This window comes from Corynebacterium sp. 20-84, assembly GCF_053479455.1.
On record NZ_JBRBCB010000019.1, the window covers coordinates 1 to 20,303 of the forward strand.

The 20,303-nt window shown below is 61.4% G+C and carries 16 protein-coding genes and 1 pseudogene; 11 read left to right on the forward strand and 6 right to left on the reverse strand.

The features are described 5' to 3' along the window. Positions 1-131: 131 nt before the first annotated feature. Together ACUY2Y_RS11520 and ACUY2Y_RS11525 are read left to right on the forward strand one after the other, a co-directional pair. Positions 132-1,001: pseudogene (locus tag ACUY2Y_RS11520) on the forward strand (IS3 family transposase); the annotation flags it as partial. A gap of 260 nt (positions 1,002-1,261) precedes the next feature. Further along, positions 1,262-1,942 carry a M23 family metallopeptidase gene (locus ACUY2Y_RS11525; RefSeq protein WP_448326611.1) on the forward strand — a complete coding sequence of 227 codons (681 nt, stop codon included), beginning with the start codon at positions 1,262-1,264 and terminating at the stop codon, positions 1,940-1,942. A gap of 4 nt (positions 1,943-1,946) precedes the next feature. Here the strand turns inward: ACUY2Y_RS11525 and pcrA are convergent, their stop codons facing one another. Beyond that, positions 1,947-4,241 (reverse strand): DNA helicase PcrA, encoded by a 2,295-nt coding sequence (gene pcrA, locus ACUY2Y_RS11530; RefSeq protein WP_448326613.1) that lies wholly within the window; start codon positions 4,239-4,241, stop codon positions 1,947-1,949. 86 nt (positions 4,242-4,327) lie between these two features. Here pcrA and ACUY2Y_RS11535 point away from each other — a divergent pair, with 86 nt between their 5' ends. Next, positions 4,328-4,630, forward strand: a complete 303-nt coding sequence (locus tag ACUY2Y_RS11535; protein ID WP_296144676.1) for a chorismate mutase — start codon at positions 4,328-4,330, stop codon at positions 4,628-4,630. 32 nt (positions 4,631-4,662) lie between these two features. On the opposite strand, the gene ACUY2Y_RS11540 is transcribed toward ACUY2Y_RS11535, so the two are convergent. Continuing rightward, positions 4,663-4,983 (reverse strand): antibiotic biosynthesis monooxygenase family protein, encoded by a 321-nt coding sequence (locus ACUY2Y_RS11540; protein ID WP_210573253.1) that lies wholly within the window; start codon positions 4,981-4,983, stop codon positions 4,663-4,665. Positions 4,984-5,086: 103 nt separating this feature from the next. Between ACUY2Y_RS11540 and pgi the strand changes: the two genes are divergently transcribed. From pgi to ACUY2Y_RS11555, 3 genes are all read left to right on the forward strand, one after another. After that, positions 5,087-6,724, forward strand: a complete 1,638-nt coding sequence (gene pgi / locus ACUY2Y_RS11545; RefSeq protein ID WP_448326615.1) for a glucose-6-phosphate isomerase — start codon at positions 5,087-5,089, stop codon at positions 6,722-6,724. A 67-nt stretch (positions 6,725-6,791) separates the two neighbouring features. Next, on the forward strand, positions 6,792-8,279 hold the full coding sequence (locus ACUY2Y_RS11550; RefSeq protein WP_448326617.1) for a glutamate-cysteine ligase family protein: 1,488 nt from the start codon (positions 6,792-6,794) through the stop codon (positions 8,277-8,279). Positions 8,280-8,294: 15 nt separating this feature from the next. After that, positions 8,295-8,924 carry a DedA family protein gene (locus ACUY2Y_RS11555; protein WP_448326619.1) on the forward strand — a complete coding sequence of 210 codons (630 nt, stop codon included), beginning with the start codon at positions 8,295-8,297 and terminating at the stop codon, positions 8,922-8,924. A gap of 907 nt (positions 8,925-9,831) precedes the next feature. Here the strand turns inward: ACUY2Y_RS11555 and ACUY2Y_RS11560 are convergent. The 4 genes from ACUY2Y_RS11560 to ACUY2Y_RS11575 are packed head-to-tail and all read right to left on the reverse strand — an operon-like array spanning position 9,832 to position 16,067. Then, positions 9,832-10,662, reverse strand: coding sequence for a DNA-formamidopyrimidine glycosylase family protein (locus tag ACUY2Y_RS11560; RefSeq protein WP_448326620.1), 831 nt, complete (start codon positions 10,660-10,662; stop codon positions 9,832-9,834). Beyond that, the gene (locus ACUY2Y_RS11565) at positions 10,649-11,074 is read right to left on the reverse strand and encodes a PIN domain-containing protein (protein WP_448326621.1); all 426 of its coding nucleotides are present in this window, start codon (positions 11,072-11,074) and stop codon (positions 10,649-10,651) included. Before ACUY2Y_RS11565 ends, ACUY2Y_RS11560 begins: the two co-directional genes overlap by 14 nt. After that, a complete protein-coding gene (locus ACUY2Y_RS11570; RefSeq protein ID WP_448326623.1) occupies positions 11,074-11,319 on the reverse strand; it encodes a type II toxin-antitoxin system Phd/YefM family antitoxin in 246 nt (81 codons plus the stop codon). The genes ACUY2Y_RS11565 and ACUY2Y_RS11570 overlap by 1 nt, the downstream gene beginning before the upstream one ends. Positions 11,320-11,372: 53 nt before the next feature. After that, positions 11,373-16,067, reverse strand: a complete 4,695-nt coding sequence (locus ACUY2Y_RS11575; protein WP_448326634.1) for a DEAD/DEAH box helicase — start codon at positions 16,065-16,067, stop codon at positions 11,373-11,375. 229 nt (positions 16,068-16,296) lie between these two features. Here ACUY2Y_RS11575 and ACUY2Y_RS11580 point away from each other — a divergent pair, with 229 nt between their 5' ends. The 5 genes from ACUY2Y_RS11580 (at position 16,297) to ACUY2Y_RS11600 (ending at position 20,056) form a co-directional block, all read left to right on the forward strand. After that, entirely contained in the window at positions 16,297-17,070 is a 774-nt protein-coding gene (locus tag ACUY2Y_RS11580; protein WP_448326624.1) for a 3'(2'),5'-bisphosphate nucleotidase CysQ, read from the forward strand. 39 nt (positions 17,071-17,109) lie between these two features. Continuing rightward, positions 17,110-17,919: a thymidylate synthase gene (locus ACUY2Y_RS11585; RefSeq protein WP_448326626.1), complete on the forward strand. Its 810-nt coding sequence runs from the start codon at positions 17,110-17,112 to the stop codon at positions 17,917-17,919. Between the two features lie 2 nt (positions 17,920-17,921). Beyond that, a complete protein-coding gene (locus ACUY2Y_RS11590) occupies positions 17,922-18,440 on the forward strand; it encodes a dihydrofolate reductase (protein WP_448326628.1) in 519 nt (172 codons plus the stop codon). A 2-nt stretch (positions 18,441-18,442) separates the two neighbouring features. Continuing rightward, positions 18,443-18,724, forward strand: coding sequence for a glutaredoxin domain-containing protein (locus tag ACUY2Y_RS11595; protein ID WP_448326630.1), 282 nt, complete (start codon positions 18,443-18,445; stop codon positions 18,722-18,724). Between the two features lie 123 nt (positions 18,725-18,847). After that, complete coding sequence (locus ACUY2Y_RS11600; protein ID WP_448326632.1) at positions 18,848-20,056, forward strand: Fic family protein; 1,209 nt, start codon at positions 18,848-18,850, stop codon at positions 20,054-20,056. Positions 20,057-20,303 lie beyond the last annotated feature (247 nt).

Sequence of the window (20,303 nt, forward strand, 5' to 3'; positions counted from 1 at the left end):
GCTATATTGAAGGAGCGAAAGCCACCGGGTGGAAACAAGCCATCAACCAACTAGCCGTGGCTTACCCCGACCGATTCGCGGACTACTTGTAAACCAAACCCCCGCACACAAAGAATCGGACACTCTCAGGGACGCGCCTGAAAGTCCAGGCGATCGTCATCCTCAAGTCACAGCATCGTCTGCAATACCTTTTGGATGCGGCGGGCATGCCGAGATCGACGTTCTTCTACCACCAGAAACGCCTCAGCCAACCGGATAAGCACGCCGCGCTCAAAGATGCGATCCGGGAAAGCTTCGAACACAACAAGCATCGCTACGGCTACCGGCGAGTACTACTCGACCTGCGTAACCAGGGCTGGGTGGTCAACCACAAACTCGTCTACAAACTCATGTGCGAGATGGGGCTTCGAGCCAAGATCCGCCAACGCAGACCGTATGCTTCCTACGCTGGGACGATCAGCCACATTGCCGACAACAAACTTGACCGCAAGTTCACCCCTGATAAGCCGAATACCGTTTTCGTCAGCGACGTCACCGAGTTCAGGGTCGCAGGCCGCAAGGTCTACCTGTCACCAGTGATGGACTTGTTCGACCGTTCAATCGTCGCCCACACCGTTGCCACATCGCCGTCGACAGCGTTTACCACCGATTCCTTGACCAAGGCGATCGCAGCGTGTGCACCTGAACCCGGGTGGATGATGCACACCGACCAAGGATTCCAGTATCAGCACTCGTCCTGGCGCGACCTGATTAGTGACAACGGTGGTAGGCAGTCAATGTCGCGTAAAGCCAACTGCTACGACAACGCGGTCATGGAGAACTTTTTCGGGCACTTGAAAACCGAGATGTACCACGGTGAAGTCTTCGACACGGTCGCAGAGTTCAACCAGGCGATCGACGAGTACATCGGGTGGTACAACACCGAACGCATCCAACAACGACTAAAGGGCCTGACTCCGATCCAGTATCGGAATCAGACCCTTGAACCCCTCACAGCCTAGAATTAAACCAGTCCAACTTTCGGGGGCTAGTTCACACCCGGGGGGAATTTTTTATGCGCTTTTCACCCCCGGCGGGAAATTCACATAATTCACTCTTGTCACACTAGTTAACTGTTATTACCTGCACTTTTAGACGTAGATTCACCCTTTTCTGCACGTCAACCGCAAAAACGGCATTGATTGGGGTGGTTTCTGCCGCTAGCATGTTGCGAGTTGGAAAATGCCTATACTCCCCGAAGCGTAAAAGGACGACAGACGACATGAAACGACGCCTCCTCGTCGCCGCCGTGGCACTGAGCATCCCCCTGACCGCTATTCCCGCCCACGCACTCTCCGTCTCCGTCAACGGACAGCAAGTCGATGGTCTCGGCCCCGCCCTGCCGTCGATCGGCGTGGCGCTCGACGATATTTTCTCCAAGGGCGCGACCTTCTCCGCCGCGGGCTACCAGGTCGTCTACGACCCCCGTGAGCTTCCCGAGTACAACGAAGAGGAAGCCACCGCCGACGTCCCGACCACGTCTGTCACCGAGCAGTCAGGCACCTCCCCGAGCGGCAATAAGGTCGTCATGCCGACCCAGGGTCGCTTCACCTCTGGCTTCGGTCCGCGTTGGGGCACCTTCCACTACGGCATCGATATCGCCAATGATCTGGGCACCCCGATCCTCGCCGTCATGGACGGCACCGTGATCAACGCCGGCCCGGCCCGTGGCTTCGGCAAGTGGGTCCGTGTGCGCCACGACGACGGTTCCATCAGCGTCTACGGCCACGTCCGCTCGTTCAACGTGAATGTGGGCGACCGCGTCGCCGCCGGCCAGCAGATCGCCGAGATGGGCAACGAGGGCCACTCCACCGGCCCGCACCTGCACTTCGAGATCTTGCCGGACGGCGAGAACCGAGTGGACCCGGTGCCGTGGTTCGCCGAGCGCGGCATCACCGTCTAAGCGGTTAGATCTTCTCCATCGGCACGCCGCCGATGAGCATGAGCCGCACCGTTCCACTCGAACCGAAATCGATGGTGACGGTCTCCCGCGGACCGACACCATCAACGCTCATGACCGTGCCCAGCCCGTACTTCGCGTGGTTGACACGGTCCCCCTTCGCCAGCTGAAGGTTCTTATTCACCTTCACGCTGCTCTCGCTCCGGCGCCTCGTGCGTCGCGCGGGAATCGGGCTGCCCCATGCGTCCGAGGAAAAGGAGCGCTCCGGTTCCACCCGCCGCCAGTCGAGGAGGTCCTCTGGGACTTCCGCGAGGAAGCGACTGGCGGGGTTGGTCACCGGGGAGCCCCACGAGGATCGCAGCATCGCACGGGTCAGGTACAGCTGCTCGCGTGCGCGGGTAATGCCGACATAAGCAAGACGGCGTTCCTCCGCGAGTTCATCCGGATCACCCAGCGCACGCAAGTGCGGGAACTGCCCGTCCTCCCAGCCGGTGACAAATACGACTGGGAATTCCAACCCCTTCGCCGTGTGCAACGTCATCAGCGTTACAACGCCCTGCCCCTCATCCGGGATTTGGTCCGCATCAGCGACTAGCGAGACGCGCTCCAAGAACGCCTGCAGCGATCCTGGCTGCGCTTCACCGCTGTCCGGGTCGAACTCCTCATACGCCATCGTGTTCGCGGCATCAGACGAGAACTCCCGGGCCACCGACACAAGCTCATTGAGGTTGTCCAGCCGTGCCCCGTCCTGCGGGTCATTCGATGCTTCCAACTCCGCGCGGTAGCCGGTCACATCCAGAATGCGGGCGACCAAACCACCCAAATCCGGCATGCCAGTCACCTCGTTGACGAGTTCGTCCATATCAACGCGCAGACCGTTCAGAATGTCGACGAACCCGGAGATAGCGTTCCGAGAGCGGGAGGAGATGGCATCGCCTTCCCCACCCGCGATGTCAATAAGCGCGCGCCCGAAGCTGATCTGGTGGTTGTCCGCATACAGCGCGACCATCGCCTGCGCCTTGTCACCGATGCCGCGTTTCGGCACATTGATGATGCGGCGCATGCTCACCGAATCATCCGGGTTCTCCAGCACACGCAGGTAGGCGATGACATCGCGGATCTCCTTGCGCTCGTAGAAGCGCGTGCCGCCGACCACCTTGTACGGAATGCCCGCGCGGATGAAAATATCCTCCAACGCGCGCGACGAGTTGTTCGTGCGGTACATGACCGCAATATCCGAATAGTCCCTGCCCCGGTCCGCCAATGCGTCGACCTCGCTGGCGACAAAACGTGCCTCGTCGTGCTCATTGTCCGCGACGTACCCGACGATCTTCTCGCCCTCCCCCAGATCCGTCCACAGCTTCTTCGGGCGACGGCCGGCGTTCTGCGCGATCACCGCATTCGCCGCGGCGAGAATATTCTGCGTCGAGCGGTAGTTCTGCTCCAGCATGATCGTCGTCGCATTCGGGTAATCCCGCTCAAATTCCTCGATATTTCGGATCGTGGCCCCACGGAACGCATAAATCGACTGATCCGAATCGCCCACAACCGCCAGCTCCGGCGCATCCGCACCGTTACCGACGAGCATGTGGATCAGCTCGTACTGCGCGTGGTTGGTGTCCTGGTACTCGTCCACCAACACGTGGCGGAACCGACGCCGGTAGTACTCCACCACCTGGGGGTGGCGCTGGAACAGCCCGACCACCTCGCCGATCAGGTCGTCGAAGTCCACCGCATTCGCCTCACGCAGACGACGCTGGTACTCGGCATAGACCTTCGCCACCGTCGTCTCAAACGGATTCTTCGTTTTCTCGGCGTTCAGCTGCGCGCGCTCCGGCCCGATCAACTCGTTCTTCAGATTCGAGATCGCATTCGCCAGCGCGCGCGGCGAGAACTTCTTCAGATCCAGGTTCGCTTCCTTCGCGATCATGCCCAACAGACGCCGCGAATCATCCCCGTCATAAATAGTGAAGTTCGTGTTCAGGCCGTTGACCAACTGCGCCTGCTGCCGCAGAATACGCACGCACACCGAGTGGAACGTGGCCACCCACATCCGCTCCGCATGCGGGCCGATCAGCTGACTGACGCGCTCTTTCATCTCCGCGGCAGCCTTATTGGTGAACGTGATGGCCAGGATCTCCCACGGCGCCACCCCGCGCTCCTGCAGCAGATACGCAATCCTGCGTGTCAGCACAGCCGTCTTGCCGGATCCAGCGCCAGCAACAATGAGCAGCGGGCTGCCGGAGTGCTCAACGGCTGCCTTCTGCTGCGGATTCAACCCCAAAATCAAATCTGTTCCCATGATGGCTCCTACCGTACTTGGCAGGGTGAACCACCCGTCCGGAGCCATCCGAACACGCTGTGGAATTCGTGGCAGAATCAATGGTTATGAGCGTGGAGAACAGCGATATCAGGCACCCGTCCGGCACCGACGACCCGTTGTCCGACGAGGAGATCCAGGCCTACCGCCAAGAAATCGACCGGCTCGACCGCGTCATCCTCGATGCCGTGAAGCGCCGCTCTGAGATTGCTAATGCCATCGGGAAGACCCGCATGGGCTCCGGCGGCACCCGCCTTGTCCACACCCGCGAAGTAGCCATCATCAACCAATTCCGCGACGAGCTCGGTGAAGAAGGCCCCAACCTCGCCGCCATTTTGCTGCGACTCGGCCGGGGCAAGTTGGGATCGTAGAGGCTGGGTGCTCTAGAGCGCCCTCAAACGAACTAGTCCTGCTCGAGCGAATCAAGCACGACTTCGAATTCGAGGAGTTCGGCACCGGATGCGACCGGCTTGCGGGGCTCCTCGCCGTCCTTGTGAGCGTGGGCGGCCTTGCCTTCGCCGGCCCACCAGTTCTTGTAGGACTCCTCGTCGGCCCAGCGGGTGACTACGAAGTAGCGGTCTTCGCCCTTGACCGGGCGCAGCAGCTGGAACCCCTCGAAGCCGGGCTGGGAGTCGATGGCGTGCTTGCGTGCTGCGAAGCGCTGCTCGAGCTGCTCGCCAGCACCTTCGGGGACAGTGATTGCGTTGATCTTCACGATGCTCATGGCTTCCCATTATGGCCGAAATTCGGGTCCGGGTTCCGTAAGTTTCATTAGTCTGGGAGGCATTGACCGCAGATCCCCTCGATGACCCCCTCTAGGAGTGGCAATGACCGACATCACCTCCACAACCTCATGGAACGAACTGCAGAAACTCCACGCGGAGAAGAGCAAGAAGACCTTGCGAGAGATGTTCGACACCGATAGTGGCCGGGCCGAGAAATTCACGTTCGACGCGGCAGGCCTGCACGTGGACCTGTCGAAGAACCTCGTCGACGAGGACGTTCTCAAAGCACTGGTGGCCCTCGCCGAGGAGGCGGACCTGAAAGGCGCGACGGAGAAGATGTTCACCGGCGAGCACATCAACTCCACCGAAGACCGCGCGGTGCTCCACACCGGTTTGCGCATCCCCGCGGAAGACGACCTCGAGGTGGATGGCCAGGATGTCGCGGCTGACGTGCACGAGGTGCTGGGCCGGATGCGCGATTTCGCGTCGAAGCTGCGCTCCGGCGAGTGGCTCGGCTACACGGGACACACGATCAAGAAGGTCGTCAATATCGGTATTGGCGGCTCCGACTTGGGCCCGGCAATGGCAGCGAAGGCGCTGCGCACGTACGCGACGGCGGGGATCACCGCAGAGTTCGTCTCCAATGTCGACCCCGCGGATATGACGAGTGTGCTCGACGACGCCGACCCAGGTGAGACGCTGTTCATCGTGGCGTCGAAGACCTTCACCACTCAGGAGACGCTGTCCAACGCGCATGCGGCGAAGCGCTGGTTGCTGGAGCAGTTCGACGGGGATGAGTCGGCTATCGCGAAGCATTTCGTGGCGGTGTCGACGAATGCGGAGAAGGTCGCCGAATTCGGCATCGACACTGACAATATGTTCCCGTTCTGGGACTGGGTCGGCGGCCGCTACTCCGTCGATTCGGCGATCGGTCTCTCGCTCATGGCGGTGATCGGCCCGCAGGACTTCATGCGTTTCCTCGAGGGTTTCAACGCGATGGACGAGCACTTCCGCACGGAACCGCTGGAGGAAAATATTCCGGTGCTCATGGGCCTGCTGAATATCTGGTACCGCAATTTCCACGGCGCAGACACTCACGCGGTGCTGCCCTACTCCGAGGATCTCTCCCGCTTCCCGGCGTACCTGCAGCAGCTCACCATGGAGTCGAACGGCAAGAGCACGCGTATCGACGGCACCCCGGTCACCTACGACACCGGCGAGATCTTCTGGGGCGAACCCGGCACGAATGGCCAGCACGCCTTCTACCAGCTGATCCACCAGGGCACGACGATGGTTCCAGCGGACTTCATCGGCTTTGCCAACCCGAAGCAGGATCTGCCCACCGCTTCTGGGGAAGGCTCCATGCACGATCTCCTCATGGGGAATTTCTTCGCGCAGACAAAGGTGCTGGCTTTCGGGAAAACGCAGGAAGAGGTGGAAGCAGGTGGCGTCGATAAGCAATTGGCCCCGCACAAGGTCATGCCTGGCAACCGCCCCACCACCACGATCCTTGCGGAGGAACTCACACCGCATGCGCTGGGCGCTCTCATCGCGCTGTACGAGCACATCGTGTTCACGCAGGGCGTGATCTGGGGCATCAATTCCTTCGACCAGTGGGGCGTGGAGCTGGGCAAAGCGCAGGCGAATGAGCTCGCTGGCGCGGTCTCCGGTGCGGAAGAACCCGCCACTGGCGATTCCTCCACCGACGCGCTCATCGGGTGGTACCGCAGCAAGAAATAGCCGCATATGAATGCAATGCGGGTATAAATACGGTGCATCCCGTCGTGCGCGCGGATAAGATTTGCGCATGGGCGATGCCGTTTCACGCGATTCATACACCCCCAAAGAGCGGACCACATACCGTCAGGCCCTCCTGGACGATCTGGAGATCTTCGATCGCCACCTCCAGGAGGCAGAATTCGTCGATCACGGCACCATCGGGCTCGAGCTCGAACTCAATCTCGTGGACGACTCGATGGCTCCCGCGGGCTGCAATAAGGAAGTGCTCGCCGAGCTTTCCGACGAATTCCAGGCCGAGATTGGCAGCTACAACGTCGAGGTGAACCACCCGCCGATGGAGCTGTCCGGCGACGGGTTGACGGTGCTGCACGAGGGACTGGATGAGCGTCTGCGAGCCGTCGATAAGGCCGCGAAAAAAGCTGGTGCGAAACTGGCGATGATCGGCACGCTGCCGACGGTGACCACCGATTATCTGCGAAGCGACGAGTGGATGACGCAGGAGAACCGCTATTCCGCGTTGTCGAATATGGTCGTCGAAGCGCGCGGCGAGCTCGTGCATATCGACGTCGCGCGGCAGGAGCGCTACCGCGCCACTTTCGATGACATCGCCACGGAGTCGACCTGTACATCGATGCAGCTGCACCTCCAAGTCGCGCCGAACCGGTTCCCGGAAGCGTGGAATGCGTCCCAGGCGATCGCCGGCCCGCAGGTGGCGTTGAGTGCGAACTCCCCGCTGTTCATGGGGCACCGCACGTGGCACGAATCGCGCATCCCGGTATTCAAGCAATCCATCGATACCCGCACGGACACGCTGGTCAACCAGGGAGTGCGCCCGCGCGTGTGGTTCGGCGAGCGCTGGATTACGAGTGCGTTCGACCTCTTCGAGGAAAACGTACGCTACTTCTCCCCGCTCATCCCGGAATCCCGCACTGACGCGGGCAAACCGATGATGGACGGCAACAGCCCGGGCTTGCACTACCTGAACCTGCACAACGGCACGGTATGGCGCTGGAACCGCCCGATCTACGATCCGTCGCTGGAGCTGTCCCATATCCGTGTGGAGAACCGCCTGCTCGCGGCTGGCCCGACGACGATCGACATCATCGCGGACGCCGCGTTCTACTACGGGCTCGCGAAATTCCTGGGCGAGCAGACCCGCCCAGTGTGGTCGCGCCTGACCTTCGACGATGCGCGGAGCAATTTCTACGCCGGTGCCAGGGACGGCATTGGCGCGACGATGACGTGGCCGACGCTGGGGCGCATCGACGTGTCCAACCTCGTCCTCAACCATCTGCTCGACCAGGCACATGAGGGTCTGCGCCTCCTCGATGTCGATGAAGAACTGGCCGACAAGTACTTGAAGGTCATTGAGGGCCGCGCATGGCACCGCCAGAACGGCGCAACTTGGCAGCTGGATGTGCTGGATAAATACGGCCCCGGCACGAAGCCCGCGACACCGGAGCGGCAGGAAGCTCTGGCGAAAATGTTGAAGCTCTACTTGGAGAATCAGAAGACTGGCGCGCCGGTTCATTCTTGGTCGACCGACATCTCATAAGGCAAGATACTTGCCATGTCCGCGATCATTGACTTCATTGTCAGTTTGATGGATACGCTCGGCGCCCCCGGCGTCGGCATCGCCATCCTGCTGGAAAACCTCTTCCCGCCGATCCCCTCCGAGGTGGTCCTGCCGCTCGGCGGCTTCACCGTCGCCCAGGGTTCACTGAACTTCATCTCGGTGTTCATCTGGGCAACGATCGGTTCCGTGGTCGGCGCGTACATTCTTTACGGCATCGGCGCCTGGCTCGGCGCGGACCGTCTGCGCGCCATCGCCGACTGGATGTGGCTGGTGAAGGCCTCTGACGTTGATAAATCCCTCGCCTGGTTCGACAAATACGGCAGGCCATCAATCCTCTTCGGTCGCCTGATCCCCGGCATCCGCTCGCTGATCTCCATTCCCGCGGGCCTGGACCGAATGAACCTGCTCACCTTCGGCCTGTGGACCGCCCTCGGCTCCGCCGTCTGGAATTTCATCCTCATCCTCTTGGGCTTCAAGCTCGGCGAGAACTGGGAGGCCGTCACCGGCTACATCGACCAGTACTCCAAGGTCGTCTACGTGATTCTCATCCTGATTCTGCTCGGCTTCCTCATCTTCTTTATCCGCCGTGCGATCCGGGAGAAGAACGAGGCGCCGAGCGCTTAGGCAGGTTCTTCCCGAACCCTGAAATTGGTAGCGTGGGAGTCCCGAAATTGGTAGCGCAGAGTGCCTGAAATTGGTAGCGCAGAGTGCCTGAAATTGGAAGCTCAAAGGGCATGAAGAAATTGCTCTGGGCCATGGCCGAGAGAAGTTCCCTTGGCAAGGTCTAGCGGAACGGCAGCTTGCTTTCTGCAGTTTCACGCTCCAGGTTTGGATTTCCCCCACTTCAAACAACGTCACATGGGAGAAAGGACACAATAGTATGTCCGCCAAGGTCCAGTACATTATTCAGATCGCTCTTGTCTTAGGAGCATTGACTATCGCTCTACTCATCGTCACGGCAGGAGACATAGAGCAGCCTGCTCGATCGACTATCCTCCTCGCCGGGGTTGCGATTGGCGCATGTTTCGCTCTTGTGTCCAACTTCGTCATCGAAAAGAAACGAAGAAATGAGCATCATGACTCTCAAGAAGGCGCTGGGGATCACTCTGGCCGGAGTCTCTCTTAGCACAGTTCTCATCGCTCCAAGGGCGACAGCTCAAGAAGCCTGCGTAGGTAGGCGAAAGCCGCGAAGGAGAATCGCGACAAGAACCACTTGGACCTGGGAATAGCTATCGGGAGATCAAGTCCTTCCACCTGAATAGCTGCGAGGCGAAGGCGATGCATGATGAAGCTGCTTCCGGGAAAGACGGAGATGCCCTTGTGGCCGCCCTGCTGGGTTTGATTCCACGAGGAGGGCCAGTTGTGGCCCTGGCCCACGTCTTGGGATCTCGCCTAGATGCTCGCTTTGTGACTTCATCGCTCAGAGAAGCATCCAATAACTTCAGCAACGGGGTCGTGGTAACGACAGAGGGTGGCCAAGTAGCAGGGGTCCGACCTCAGTAATTCGAGTACAAGAACGGAACCTCTCGCCTTACTCGGCTTGTAAAGTAGGCTCCGGCTGACAGCTGGGACACCACCAGATCACGCGCTCTAAATCGCCCTGACTGCCCAGAAACCCCTTGGTGATCAAGGTGGTGCACCGGCGGCAGGGCTTTTTGTTGCGCCCGAACACGTAGGTGGTCTCGCCGGCGCGTTTCACGCCGGTGGTCACGCGTTTGACCTCGTCTTTATTCGCCCACATCAGACGGCGCGCAATGCGCAGGAGCTTATCGACACCGCGCTCCCCCACCTCAGCCACCGTCCGCGCCGGATGGACGCCGCCGAGGAAGCAGATCTCCGCCCTGTACTCATTACCGATGCCTGCGACGCGATACTGGTCGAGCAAGCTTCTGCCGATCTCTCGCTCCGGGTCGGCGAGAATGCGGCGCATCGCCTCATCGTGGTCGAAGTCCTCGGCCAGAAGATCAGGCCCGAGGTAGCCCATCTCGGCCTCGTACTCGCGCGCGGGGAAGACATCGACCAGCCCTAAGGAGTGGCCAACGAGCTCGATGTCGCCGGCATCGTCGAAAAGCTGGAGCACGACGCGCGCGGTGTGGCCGGGCTTCGACCAGCGAGCCCCAGCACGGTGCACGGACCACGTGCCTTCCATCTTCAGGTGCGTGTGCAGGATCTGCGCGTCGTGACCATCCGCGCCGAACTGCATGAACAGGTGTTTTCCATACGGCCACACACGCTGGACTGTCATGCCCGTGAAGTCGACGGTGGCGAACCGAGGGACGCGCAACGATGACGCGGTGACCTCACGCCCGGCCATGAACTGCAGCCGTTTGGACAGCTGATAAACGGAATCACCTTCGGGCATCTGGCGCCCCAAACGGGTTCAACACCGGCACACCGAATCGCCGGAAATCCTTTTCATTTCGAGTCACAACTGTGAATCCACGCGAGGACGCGGTGGCCGCGATAAGAGCATCCCTCTCCGGAGCAGGATCCGGCACGTGGCTTGCAGCACATCGCCGGGCCGCATGAAGGTCAATCGGCACAATCCGCCCTTCAAATCCCTTGAGGACCGATTGATCTAACCATCGCTGGAGCCGTCTCGCCTGTTCTGGATCACGTCGCTCGAGGCGTTTAATTCCGATTTCTATCTCCATGACAGTGACTACAGAAATGAAAAGCTCCGCTTCGTCTTGGTTCCCCACCCAGTTAAGAACTCCTCGGTCCGGTTGGGGTTTGTGAAACTGACTTATGACGTTTGTGTCGAGGAGATACATCAAAATTCCACAGGGCGTAATCCCAGCTGAACGTCCTCAAGCTCCACGTCGACTGGATCTTCGATCAGTAGTTTTTCCACGAAACTTTCGGGAGAGCGTGTCAGCTTTTCATATTCCCGGTAAGACATGAGTACGTGTGACGGTTCCCCCCGGTCAGTGACGACCACTGGCGCTTCCAATGCCGCTCGTTTCGCCTGGCTAAGCCCTTGATTGAATTCTCGGGCTGACATGCGATACGTCATCATAACCCCCTCAAGTAGTAACGTGACTACATTCTAGGGTCTGCGGCGATTGTCCGTCAATGATCGTCGAAATCCAGGTCCTCGTCGAGCTCCATCGATTTGATCGCGTCAGCGACCGTCCGTCCCCGCCGCTTCGGGGCAGCCGCGGTCCGGCCGCCGATTTTCGCGCCTCGAGGCGACGCACCGGCACCGTGATTCTTCAGGGCGAATGCGGGCTCGCCGTTGAGCTTTTCGACGGTCAACGGTGACAACCTTCCCGCCGCCACCGCGTCAGTGAGTGCTCCCACGACCATGGTGAGCAATTCGTCTTCGGTGGCGGTGCCTTCAGGGAAACCGTCGAAGAAGGTGGTCATGGTCTTGCCGCCGCGGGTGATGTGGGCGGCGAGCAGGCCGTCGATAAGCACGACGAGTGCTCCTGCCGAGCGGGTCGGTCCGGTGTCGGGCCACGGCAGTGCCGCGCCGTACGGATTGGCTGGGTCGGTGGCGGCGAGCACGTAGGCCTTCGGCTCCTTCGTGCCGGACGGCCAACCGACAAGGTCGTCGGAATCCTGGTGGCCGCGCAGACGGTCGATGGTCGCGGGCGTGGAGAATTGCGCCGCGCCGAGCCCTTCGACGAGGTAGCCGCGCATGGCCTTTCCGGCTTCTTCGAATCCGGAAAGAGATTTATACGCGAGGGCGAACCCACCAACGATGTCCTCGGCGACGATGCTGCCGCGGGTGACCACGCCGTAGCGGTCGAGCCACGCCTCGCCGTGCGCGAGCGAGCGCTGCGTGGGGTCGGTGTCTGGTGTGGGCGTCGCGGCCCAGCGTCCCGTCATGTCGGGCGGCGTGACATTGGCGAAGGTCGTGCGCCCGGAGCGGATGCGGCTTCGCGACGGCCGACGCTTCGCGCGGTGCGCTGTCTTGCCGTGCTTGCCTCCGGCCAGTCGCGCACGGATCGGCGCGAAGGAATCCGGCGCGATGAGTCCAGCTTCAACCAGGTCCCACATGGATTCGCGGAGTTCATCGGAAGTGGTGAACGATTCAGATGCGGGCCCGAGCAGGTCGGTGAAGAGATAACCGCCACCGACGTTGATCTTGTCCATCACGCGCTGTTGAGTGAGGCTCAGCAGCGGCTCTTCCGGAACGGGGATGAGCTGCGCCGCATAGTCGGCGGGAAGCAGCATGATCCACGGGTCGCGTGCACCGGCTTTGCCCGCCCCGACGATCTGCACTTCGCCGGACAACGTGAGCTCGTCGAGCATTTCCGGGGAATAGTCACCGACGCGACTGGGAAGGATCATCGACTCCCACGCGCTGGCAGGCAGACGGATCCCTGCGAGCTGCTCGATGACGGAAAAGACGCCGTCGGCACCGCGGAGTGCCGGCCGCTGCCCCGCCGGGGCGACATTGAGCCAGGCGGGCATGAAGCGGCCAAGGGCCGACTGGGAGACCGGGCGGGTCTGCGCACGAGCGGCGGCGAGAGAGCGTGTGCGCACGATGCGCAGGACCTCTGCCCCCATGTATTCCTGCTCGTCGACGCCCTGGCGGTAACGGCCCTCGATGACCTTCCCGTCCTCGATGAGGCGAGACAACACTTCATAGGAGGCACCGACGGACAGTCCGAATGCGGCCGCGAGGTCGCGCAGGGTGAACGGCCCACGAGTGCGAACCCACCGGCTGACCAGCTGGCTGAGTGCATCCGGGATCGTGGCCACCTGAGCGGCGATGCCGGGAGGGACGGGGACGCCGAGGCCGTCGCGAAGCAATGGCGCGTCGAGTGATTGCGCGAGATGCTCACGGCCGCCGATGCGCACACGCATGATCCGCTTGCCCAGATTCTCTTCGAGTGCCGCGGCGGGAACCGAAGTGTAGAGCTCGAGCTCATCGACGGGAACGGGTCCGACGATGCGGAGCGTGTCAGCGAACTGCTCCGAAGTCTCGGCCTTTCCGAGTCGACGCAGGGAGGCATCGACCTCGGCGATCACGTCGGCGTCGAGAAGCTCACGCAATTCGACGGTGCCGAGCAATTTCGCGAGCAACGACGGATCGAGCGCGAGCGCCGCGGCGCGTTTCTCGGCGAGCGGGGTGTCGCCTTCGTACATGAACGCGCCGGTGTAGTTGAACAGCAGGCTCGAGGCGAACGGGCTCGGCTGGTCCGTGGTCACTTCCGCGACGCGGATACGGCGGGTGGACAGATTGCGCATGACATCTTGCAGCGCGGGCAGGTCGTAGACGTCCTGGAGGCACTCGCGGACCGTCTCCAAGATGATCGGGAAGGACGGGTAGTTGCGGGCGACGTCGAGAAGCTGCTCCGCGCGTTGACGCTGCTGCCAGAGCGGTGCGCGCTTGCCCGGATTGCGGCGCGGCAGAAGCAATGCGCGCGCGGCGCACTCGCGGAAGCGGGAGGCGAAGAGTGCGGAATTGCCCACTTGCTCGGTGACGATGTCGGCGATCTCGTCGGCGTCGAACGCGAAGATCGAGCCGTCGGGCTCCTTTTCTCCTTGCGGCAGGCGGAGCACGATGCCGTCATCGCCCGCGACCGCTTGGGCGTCCATGCCCGTCTCCTGCGCCACGCGCCACCCCGTCGCCAGCGCCCACGCGGCGTTGACACCTTTACCGAACGGCGTGTGCAGCACCACGCGCCAATCCCCCAGCTCGTCGGTGAACCGCTCGAGCACGAGCGTCTTCTCGTCGGGGACGATCCCGGTCGCTTCTTCCTGCTCCTCGAGGTATTTCAGCAGGTTGTCGTGGGCGTAGGTGTCGAGGCTGGCGTCGATGATCGCTGGATCGCTCTTCGCTTCCCTGCGGAATGCGCCGAGAGCCAGACCGAGTTCATACGGCCGGCCGACGCCGTCGCCGTTCCAAAACGGCAGGCGTCCCGTGTGGCCCGGCGCGGGAGAGACCTGCACTTGGTCGCGGGTGATGTTCTCGATGCGCCAGCTCGACGCGCCGAGCGTGAACACGTCGCCGACGCGCGACTCGTAGACCATCTCCTCGTCGAGCTCGCCGACGCGGCGCGGTCCTTGTCCCCCTTCTTGATCGCTCGCGATCAAGAAGACTCCGAACATGCCTCGGTCCGGGATGGTGCCCGCATTGGTGACGGCGACGCGCTGGGCGCCGGGGCGGGCCTTGAGTGTCGTACCGTCGAGAATCGCGCGGGGTCTCAACTCCGCGAAATCGGTGGACGGGTAGATACCAATGACCAGGTCGATGACGGCGTCGAAGACTTCTCGGGCCAGGTTGCGGTATGGCCAGGCGCGGGTGACGGTCTCGTACCAGTCATCCAACTCCAGGTCCTCCACCGCGACGGCGGCGACGGTCTGCTGGGCGAGCACATCGAGCGGGCTCTTCGGGGTGTGGAGCTCCTCGATCAATCCTTCCCGCATCCGGGGGACAGTCACTGCAGTTTGGACTAGGTCCGAGCGGTGTTTGGGATAAAACGAGCCTTCGGAGACCGCACCGACCGAGTGCCCGGCTCGGCCCACGCGTTGCAGACCCGAGGCGACACTCGGCGGGGATTCCACCTGCACCACCAGGTCGACCGCGCCCATGTCGATGCCGAGTTCCAGCGAGCTGGTGGACACGACCGCGCGCAGCGTGCCCTCTTTCAGCGCTGTCTCTGTCGCCTTGCGTTCTTCCTTTGAGACAGACCCGTGATGGGCTCTCGCGATGACCGGCGCGGCTTTACCCGCCACATCCACCGACTTCATCAACTGCGCCGGCGGGCGGCGCGTATCCGGGCTGAGCGCATCCGGGTCGTGCTCAGAAGCCCAGATCTCGTTCAGGCGGCTGGTCAACCGCTCAGCTGTGCGGCGGGAGTTGACGAAGACGATGGTCGACTGGTGCGCCATCACCTCCTGGTAGAGCTGCGCCTCGATATGCGGCCAGATCGAGGACTGCCCCGGGGTCGGCGGCGGAGCAAGGTCCTTCTTCTCTTCCGGCCCATCCAAGTTGAAGTCGAGCACGTCGTCGGAAATGGCGGAGGTGTCGATCACCGCGTCCCCGATCGGCGAGCCTTCTTCCGGCACGGGCAGGTCGCTCATGTCCTCGACCGGGACGTGGACATCCAGCTTCCACTTCTTTTCCGCCGGCGGATTCACGATCGTGGTGCGCTCGCCCAAGAAACTCGCCACCGCATCCAGCGGGCGTACCGTAGCGGACAGGCCGATGCGCTGGTAATCGCCCGCTAATCTGCGGAGGCGCTCCAAGGACAGCGCCAAATGCACGCCGCGCTTGGTGCCGGCGAGGGCGTGAATCTCGTCCACGATGACTGTGTCCACCGTCTTCAAGATCCCCGCGGCCTTGGAGGTGAGCATCAGATAGAGGCTCTCCGGGGTGGTGATCAGAATGTCCGGGGGTTTGCGCGCCTGCCGGTTACGTTCGGCTTGAGGGGTATCCCCGGAGCGCACGGCCACCGAGATATCCGGCATGTCCAGCTCCATGCGCTGTGCCACACGGGCAATGCCGGTCAGGGGTGCGCGGAGGTTATTCTCGACATCCACGCCGAGGGCTTTCAGCGGCGAAATGTAGAGCACCCGCACGCCCTCGCGCGTTCCTGTGGTGGTGCGCTGGAGCGCCGCATTGTCATCGAAATGCAGGACTTGCTGACCGGAACGCTGCACCATCGAATTGAGCGACCAGAGGAAAGCCGCCAGCGTCTTACCGGAACCCGTCGGGGCGACAACGAGGGTGTTCTCCCCCTCCGAGATCGATTTCCACGCACCCTCCTGCACCGGAGTCGGCGCGGCGAAGACCTCTTCAAACCACATGGCCACCTGCGGATGGAAGCGGTCGAGAATGCGACCAGTTTCCCCGCTCACGGAGTGGTCGAAAGGTCTGTCAGGCACGCTTTCACCATAGACGGCCGGAACATAACACCTAACTTCCCACTACTTAACACTTGTGGGATGTTATGTGGGAAGTTAAGTGTTATGTTGCGCTACAAAAGCAGTCGGCCACAGCGCACGAGGACACCGCGCACGCGGTAAGGTCTAGGCCATGACGGCAACGTACTCGGACTCACGGTTGACTAACCTCATTGCGCTTGGCACCGGCGAAATCCTCAAGGGCATCCGCGGTGTGGGCCTACTGCGCGGCCGCGAGTTGGGGGAGGCAGGCGACGATCTCGCCCAGAACTGGATCGCGCGTGTGCTGGCGCAGCACCGCCCAGATGACGGATTCTTGTCCGAGGAGGCGGTCGATGATCTGGCTCGCTTGGACAACCCACGCGTGTGGATCGTGGATCCGCTGGACGGCACGAAGGAATTCGCCACCGGCCGCCAGGACTGGGCGGTGCACATCGCGCTCGTCGAAAATGGTGTGCCCACCCACGCCGCAGTCGGTCTGCCGGACCTGGGCGTGGTGTTCAAGTCCTCTGACGTGCGCCACGTCGAGGGCCCGCTGTCCCGCAAGATCGCCCTGTCGCACAACCGTCCGCCGGCGGTAGCGAGGTACGTTGCAGAGAAGATGGACTTCGAGGCCGTGGGCATCGGTTCTGCCGGTGCAAAGGCCATGCACGTGCTGCTCGGCGATTACGACGCCTACATTCACGCCGGCGGCCAGTACGAATGGGACCAGGCTGCCCCGGTGGGCGTCGCTAAGGCAGCTGGTCTTCACGCCACCCGCCTGGACGGAACTGAGGTGCGTTTCAATAACGAGGACACCTATGTCCCTGACCTGCTGATCTGCCGCCCGGAGCTCGCCGATGAAATTCTCGAGCACGCTGCGGCGTATAAGGAAGAGCACGGCAGCTACGAAGGCATCGCCAAGTAGCCGCACCACACCCCGCACGACCCCGCAAAGAGTGAGTGAATGACTGGGACGACCATCCCCACCCCGTACGAAGATCTGCTGCGCGAAATCCTTGAGACTGGCACGCCGAAGTCCGACCGCACCGGCACCGGCACGATCAGCGTGTTCGGCAAGCAGCTGCGCTACGATCTCGCCGATTCTTTCCCCTTGTTGACCACGAAGAAGGTCTATTTCAAGGGTGTTGTCGGCGAGCTTCTGTGGTTCCTCAAGGGCGATTCGAACGTCCGCTGGCTGCAGGAGAATAATGTCCGCATCTGGAACGAGTGGGCGGATGAAAATGGCGAGCTCGGCCCGGTCTATGGCGTCCAGTGGCGCTCCTGGCCGACCCCGGACGGCCAGCACATCGACCAGATCCAGAATGCGCTCGACCTCCTCCAGCAGGATCCTGAATCACGCCGCAACGTGGTCTCTGCATGGAATGTCTCGGAGCTAGACAAGATGGCGCTCATGCCGTGCCATCTGCTCTTCCAGCTCTACGTCGCCGACGGCAAGCTGTCCATGCAGGTCTACCAGCGCTCCGCGGACATGTTCTTGGGCGTGCCGTTCAATATCGCGTCCTATTCGCTGCTCACCCACATGTTCGCGCAGCAAGCGAGCCTCGAGGTCGGCGAGCTGATCTGGACGGGCGGCGACTGCCACATCTACAACGACCACATTGAGCAGGTCAAAGAACAGCTGTCGCGCGATCCGCGCCCGTACCCGCAGCTGGAGCTCACCAAGGCGGAGTCCATCTTCGATTACGGCTTCGAGGATATTGCGGTCACCGGGTACGACCCGCACCCGACGATCACGGCGAAGGTCTCGGTATAAGAATGGTCGGCGCAATCTGGGCCCAGTCCGTCGACCGCATCATCGGCAACGGTGCGGGCATGCCGTGGCACCTGCCGGAGGACCTCAAGCATTTCAAGGAGACCACGCTCGGCGGCCCGGTCATCATGGGTCGTCGCACGTGGGATTCTCTGCCGATCAAACCGCTGCCGAGTCGCACGAACATCATCATTTCCTCGCGCGAAGCAGGCACGTGGTCGAAGGGCGCGTACGTCTACCGCGACCTGCCTGACTTCGACGCAGACGCATGGATCATCGGCGGGGCACAACTTTATGAAGCCACGCTCGACGAGGTCGACGTCATCGAGCGCACGCTTATCGACGTCCACCTCGCCCCTTACCTCCCCCACGATGCCGTGTACGCTCCCCAGATCACCGAGGATTTCGACCTGGTCAGCGAAACTGACTGGTTCACCTCTGATCGCGGCCGCGTGACTATCGAGGGCGTTGAGGACTCTCCGCTGCGCTACCGCTTCCAACGATTCGAACGAAAGGCCCAATAACAATGGCTACCACCCCGGAAACGACCTCCCCCGTCACCGTCTTCGCCACTTCCTGGTGCCCGTTCTGCACCAGGCTGCTCGCGGACCTCGATCGCGCCGACCTGCCGGAAGGCACCGTCGAGATCGTCGATGTCGATGCCCCCGGCACCGAATCCATCTCCGAGTGGATCGAGTCCGTCAACAACGGCAACCGCGTCGTGCCCACCGTCCTCTACTCCGACGGCACCCACGCCACCAACCCGCCCGCAGCCGACGTGCTCGCCAAGATCACGGAGCTGAGCTAACACCAAAACTGCAATTTACAGCCGCTCCCCCAGCCCGTATTTTTCAAAATACGGGCTTTTTGCAAAATACACGCTTAAGATAGGTCTCTAAATTGCACCCCAACGACCAGGGAAATTCGCAACATGAGCCCCTACAAGCAGCTAAAACAGGTCTTCCACAGCCATCAACACGGTGAAAAAATCGCAAAGGAGCAGCACGAGCTGCGTCTTTCCTCGCCCGCGACGGTCACCTGGGACTTCAACGTGGGCGACCACCCCTTGTTTGTCGTGCATACAAACGAGGTTGTGGAAGCGATTGAGCAGGTGTGGAGCAACGAGCTACGGATCGCCCCTAAATGGGCATCACTTCCCGATGCCGCCAAGAGCCACTACCTGAGCGGCCTCCTCATCGAAGAGATCAAGGCGACGAACAGCATCGAAGGCATTCGCTCCACTCGCCAAGAGATCGCCGAAGCACTGAAGCAACCACGGACAACCGCGCACAAGCGATTCCGTGAAATGGCGGCCTTGTACTCATCTCTGCTCTTTCCTCGGGAAGATGAACGGGCCTTCCCCCAGTCGCCACAAGCGCTTCGCTCGCTTTACGACGAACTTCTGGCCGACGAGATTGCCGATAGCGACAAGCCTGACGGTCAGTTATTCCGTGCCCACTCAGTTTCGATTCACGATGGACAGAAAGAGATTCATGCCGCCCCGACGGACGAAGCCGAAATCACCGCGAGACTCAAGACCTTCCTTGCTACGCAAAGCGTGGACAGCCACCGCCTGGTGAATGCTTTCATGGGGCACTTCATGTTCGAATACACTCACCCGTTCTACGACGGAAACGGCCGCATCGGCCGCTTTCTCTTGGCTTTCGCCCTGATTAAGGCGCTGTCCGCCCCCACTGCAATGTCAGTGTCGCACCAGTTTTCCATCCAGCGCGCCAAGTACTACAAAGCATTCGAGGAGACGGAGGCACCTCTCAACCGGGGCGAAGGAACCTTCTTCCTGCTCAAAATGCTCGCGATCTTGACCGACGCTCAAGAGCAGCTCGAAAAGTCCCTATCGGAAAAACTGGCATCGCTTCATTCACTGCGTGAGAACGCAGCGAAGGTAGAACTATCCGAAAACCAAGGCCAAATTCTCTTCATTCTTGGCCAGGCCAAACTCTTCGGCCCCGACGCACCGGTGGCAGCAAGAGACTTGCAGGAATACCTCAACCGTTCCTGGAATACCGTTCGCGATCACGTGACGGAACTCCAGGACAGCGGTCTTATCGTCGCTGTGAAGAAACGCCCCTTGGAGCTCGCTCTAACTCCAAAAGCCCTCAATGTGCTGGGGTTGGATTGACCCAAAAAATTGGCGCCCCAGAGAGTGTCTGAAGTCATGACATAGTTGACACGGTGTGCCTGGGACATCATTCCTGATGGTTGACAGGTCAGTCGCGACATGGTTGACAATTAGGCTGACGAAACATTCTGGGGTGATGGTTGACACCTCAGTCGCGACATCGTTGACACCTTCCGCTACCCCCGCGCGTCTGGTGCCGATGCGGGGATCAGTCGGGACATCGTTGACAAATGAACAGCCCGAACCG